General features: G+C 47.9%; 6 protein-coding genes. 5 read left to right on the top strand and 1 reads right to left on the bottom strand.

The window, feature by feature from the left end; translation table 11 throughout:
• The 3 genes from L0156_08195 to L0156_08185 form a co-directional block, all read left to right on the top strand.
• Positions 1-232 (top strand): Ig-like domain-containing protein (locus L0156_08195; GenBank protein ID MCI0602981.1); only part of this gene is annotated, 232 nt, incomplete at its 5' end.
• On the top strand, positions 183-680 hold the full coding sequence (locus L0156_08190; GenBank protein MCI0602980.1) for a cadherin repeat domain-containing protein: 498 nt from the start codon (positions 183-185) through the stop codon (positions 678-680). The genes L0156_08195 and L0156_08190, both read left to right, overlap by 50 nt.
• Positions 677-1,015, top strand: coding sequence for a hypothetical protein (locus L0156_08185; protein MCI0602979.1), 339 nt, complete (start codon positions 677-679; stop codon positions 1,013-1,015). Before L0156_08190 ends, L0156_08185 begins: the two co-directional genes overlap by 4 nt.
• 9 nt (positions 1,016-1,024) lie before the next feature.
• Here the strand turns inward: L0156_08185 and L0156_08180 are convergent, their stop codons facing one another.
• Complete coding sequence (locus L0156_08180) at positions 1,025-3,577, bottom strand: protein kinase (protein ID MCI0602978.1); 2,553 nt, start codon at positions 3,575-3,577, stop codon at positions 1,025-1,027.
• A gap of 255 nt (positions 3,578-3,832) precedes the next feature.
• On the opposite strand from L0156_08180, the gene L0156_08175 reads away from it, so the two are divergent.
• Both L0156_08175 and L0156_08170 read left to right on the top strand, forming a co-directional pair.
• Complete coding sequence (locus tag L0156_08175; GenBank protein ID MCI0602977.1) at positions 3,833-4,024, top strand: glycogen/starch/alpha-glucan phosphorylase; 192 nt, start codon at positions 3,833-3,835, stop codon at positions 4,022-4,024.
• 155 nt (positions 4,025-4,179) lie between these two features.
• Complete coding sequence (locus L0156_08170) at positions 4,180-4,464, top strand: hypothetical protein (GenBank protein ID MCI0602976.1); 285 nt, start codon at positions 4,180-4,182, stop codon at positions 4,462-4,464.
• The last annotated feature ends 7 nt before the right edge of the window (positions 4,465-4,471 follow it).

Raw genomic sequence — 4,471 nt, 5'->3', positions numbered from 1 at the left:
CGCCGGCAAAGCAGAACGTCCGTCAACAAATGACAGCGTCATTGGCCACCCAACCGTAACCGTTCATCTGGAGAGCGGCCCATCGCATGGTGCGTTGGCGTTCATGCCGGACGGAAGTTTCTCTTATGTGCCAGGCAAAGGTTTTTTGGGAGACGATCGTTTTACCTACAGCTTAAGCGGTGGTGGAGTTACATCAAACATCGCAACCGTTTACGATTCACGTATCAGGTGAAAATAGTGCGCCGGTTCTCGATCCAATTGGAAACAAAACGATCAATGAAGGGCAACCGCTGACGTTCACCGCAACAGCAACAGATCCTAATTCAGGCCAGGTCCTAACTTTCAGTTTGCAAGGCGATTTACCCGATAATGCAACGATAGATCCGGTCACCGGCGTATTCAACTGGACAGCAACCGATCAACAAGCAGGCACGTATCAGTTAACGATAACCGTAAGCGATAACGGGACGCCGGCTTTATCGGATGAAGAAACAATCACAATTACTGTGAACGAATTTACTCCGCCAGTCAACAATCCTCCCGTTCTTGGCAACGTACCGGCCGAAACGCAAAGCGTACTGGTGGGCGATACCCTCAGCTTCCAGGCCACAGGAAGTGATCCTGATGATTCGGACACTGTGACGTTCAGTTTGCAGGGAACAGTGCCGATTGGTGCATGAACAATAACAGTGGTTTACTGGTTCTGACCAATGGAAACACACTCCAGGTCAACGGAGATTTTTATAACTCAGGAACCGTTCAAGTGCAGTTCAATGAATCAGGACAGATCGGAATCCTCAATGTGGCGGGACCTGCGACGCTTAATGGAGGAACGTTGACCATATTTGGTTCCAGCTTTAATCCGGCAATTGGCACTCGATACCGGTTCATGACGTTTACAAATCGCGGCGGCTACTTCGCAACAACAGATGTCAACAATTTCCCGGCCGGAAAGACGGCATCGGTGGATCAAAGTGATCCGACCTATCTGGAGCTGGTCATTGAACCGATATGAAAAACTGAGTTATCGCCGTAGATTCAAACGTCGCAGCAGGTCGGTGAAACGCGGATCACTGCGGATTGGATCCCACCACGGATCCACATCGAGCCAGATGAAATTCGCGTTACCTCGTTCTTCATAAGCCTTATCGAGCCATTCAAATGCCCGGTCGTTGTCACGAAGAGCGCAATAAACAGCAGCCATGTACAAAGGAGCCACGTATCGACGTTTACTCATTTTCAATAAACTTTTAACTATTGCAATCGCCTCTTTCTGATTTCCCAATTCTGCGTATACGTATCCCAGATCGGCAAGTGCATACTGGTCGTTATTCGAAAGCTTTGCGCCGAATTGAAAATCTTCCAAAGCCTTATCAGGTAATTTCTTTTGTAAATAAGATTCTCCACGCAGAAGGTATCCCGACCAATGGTTGGCGTCCAATTCAATAACCGCATTGGCCTGGTTTATCGCCTGGTCATATTTCCGCGCAAAAACAAACATCCATCCGAGGTCTTCGAGGCAGCTTACAGATAACGGATCCAGCTTTTGTGCTTCTTTCATTTCTGCGATTGCGTCGTCCGTCCGATGCATGGCAGCCAGGTAATACGAATACTGGCGATGGGCATTCGCATCGTTCGGATTCAAACGCAAGGCTTGCATCAGTTCTTTTTCAGTCTCTGACCAGTTGAACTCGTAAAACATCAGATCGGAAGCTAGGGCAACATGAGCCTCGCCCAGTCCACTGTCTATTTCTAAAGCCTTGAGCGCCGCGACTTTTGCTTTGGGAAAAGCGTCTTTTGGAGACGTCCAACCATTCATTCCACTTTGCTCGTAAGTGTTCGCAAGGAATGCGTAAGAGAGAGCATAAGTCGGATCTTTTTCAATTGCCTGCAGAAAGTATGGTGCGGCACGCTTATTCCCTTCTTCGGATCTCTTGTACCAAAAGTGACGACCCTTTAAATAGAGAAGATAAGCTTCTGAGTTTTCCGTTTGCTGTTTGAAGATCTGGCGTTTCTCTTCGGGCGTAAGTGAGCGGCCCAGCTTATTTGCTATTTGTGTCGCGATTTCAGAGGAGATTCTTGCAAGATCAGTTAGTTTCCGGCTGAATTCTTTGCCCCAGATTTGTGATCCGTCCAAGCCGTTGATGAGATGTGTGCGCACGATAATTAGATCACCATGGCGCTCGTTTTGCCCGGTAACAACTGCATCTACTTTTAAATCGCGAGCTACTTTTCTGGGATCCAGTTGTTTCCCTTTGTATGTGAAAACCGTGTCACGCGCCAGGACTTTTAGTCGCGGAATTTGGGAAAGATGATTAATGAGCCCTTCCGTGATTCCATCTGCCAGGTATTCTATACTGGCATCCGGACTCGTGAATGGCAGAACAGCAATCGAACGAATCTCTCTAGCTGGAGGAATATTCTCTCGTTGAAAATCCTGAAAACTCATCCATGCTACAACAGCAACCGCAAGCACAACTGCGACAGAGACTGCTGCAAAAAGAGCCGAAATCCGCGGATCCCTTTTTACTTTTCTTGCGGCGCGGTTGGTCCAGGAAGAGCGTCTTGCTAAAATGGATTCACCGTTCAGATATCTGGCAAGATCGTCTCCTAACATTTCCGCAGATTCGTACCGATTTTCCGGCTGTTTGTCCATCGACTTCAAAATGATGGTTTCCAGATCTTCGGGAATTTCTCGATTGCGCTGCCGTGGCGGCACAGGTTCCTCTTGAAGAACTTTGGTAAGAATTTCCAGGCTGTTGGCTCCTTCAAAAGGAGACCTTCCGGTTGATAGCTTGTAAAGAGTGGCCCCCATACTGTAAATATCAGTCCGGCGATCGGCCATAGCGCCTCCAGCCAGTTCGGGTGACATGTAAGCGGGAGTACCCAGGATTCGTTCCGTAACGGTAATCACCGGAGAAGCAATGTCGCGCGCTATTCCGAAATCCAAAATGTAAGGGCGAAGTGAACCGTCATTTCTTTGCTCGATCATGATATTGGAGGGTTTTATATCGCGATGGATGATCCCCAAGGCGTGTGCAGCCTGGACCGCATTTGCGACTTTTTGCATGACACGGACCCTTTGCGCCAGTGTAGTTTCTTTGTTGATCGCATCGAGATTCTTTCCGTTGATGTATTGCATAGCGATATAGGGTCTGCCGTTAATTTCACTTGCTTCATAAATTTTGCATACTTGATCGTGTTCGATTTGCGCCTGCGCACGTGCTTCTTTCAAAAGTCGCGCCTTCATTTTTTCATCGTCACTGCGAATGAACTTCAGAGCCACATATCGATTCAGCCGCCTGTCAAACGCAAGATATACGCGAGCCATTCCTCCAATCCCGAGTAGCCGTTCGATGCGATAAAGTTCCCAGTCTGCCAGACTGGGAATGAGATCGTTATCCTGGGATAGTTCGAATTCTGTTAGGGGGTCCGTTTGGTGCTCGGGAGAGTTTCGCCCCGAAGGATCCATGTCAAAAAGTATACTGCACTTGCAAAATGCATGCTCCGCACTTTTCTTTTTGCAAATTTCTTCGATCGCTTCGAGATCGTGCTCATACCCTCGGATCGTTTTCATAAGAATCAAACCATGAATCTCTGGGGTCTGGACCATCAATCTTTTCAATTTGAGCGAACGACCGGATCCTTTGAAATTTGATAAGCGGCGGTTTTAAATACCGGCAGGCTTTCCGTTTCGAAAATCGACGCCGATACGGCAACTTTGTTCACACATCCCAGTTTCAAACCGGCACATGTGGCCTTGAGTTGCCACTCCACGCCTTCATAGCCTCGGATGCGCTCCTGGCATAGCGGTTGCTTTTGATGAACGGCTGTGAGGTATCAGCACATCCGGAACGGTTATCAGGTAGAAACTCCGGATAACTGGCTTCCCTACGGCAACGGTTGGGAGACAACGATGCAAACAATTCCACGGTTCCCAGTCTTTCTCTTTACCCTAATCATTCTTGCGATACTTCCCTCACAGCTTTCGCTGAAACGCATCAGTTTGGTACTGTGCCTGTAAATCCGGTAATCAGACTGTGAAACTGGATGATGCGGACGGCACGAAAGTTACAAGTTGACGTTGGTCATCTAACGTTAGAATGGTTTTCTGTCCAAATTGAAGAAAAGTTGTGCGAAAATGAGAAGGTCATTTCGTTATAATATGCGTGAGGCCACATGAAAATCGATGGAAAGAAAGGGCCGACTTTCCCGGAACAAGTAGGTTCTCAAGCCGAAGCCACTACAGCAAAAAAACAGTCCGACAAACAACAATTTGGTGTCGGTGAAATCAAGGATAGCATTGAAGTTCCTAACGAAACTTCCGACTCTTCGGTGCAATTAAAACCAGTTTCGATTCCAAGAACACCTCGAGTCTCAGCAGGAGCTCCCGGCCCCTTGCCTTATCCAAGCGTTGAAACTAACGTCCAGACCAGGCGGAAACGAGGACGGCCCGAAGAATAGAAAAATG

This window comes from bacterium, assembly GCA_022616075.1.
Classification (GTDB): Bacteria; Acidobacteriota; HRBIN11; order JAKEFK01; family JAKEFK01; genus JAKEFK01.
This window is presented reverse-complemented; position numbering and strand designations above follow the sequence as displayed.

What these genes read in the sequence shown, in the direction of transcription:
- L0156_08185 (MCI0602979.1), top strand. Translation starts at nt 677, where the DNA reads ATGAACAATAACAGTGGTTTACTGGTTCTGACCAATGGAAACACACTC.
- L0156_08180 (MCI0602978.1), bottom strand. Translation starts at nt 3,577, where the DNA reads ATGAAAACGATCCGAGGGTATGAGCACGATCTCGAAGCGATCGAAGAA.
- L0156_08170 (MCI0602976.1), top strand. Translation starts at nt 4,180, where the DNA reads ATGAAAATCGATGGAAAGAAAGGGCCGACTTTCCCGGAACAAGTAGGT.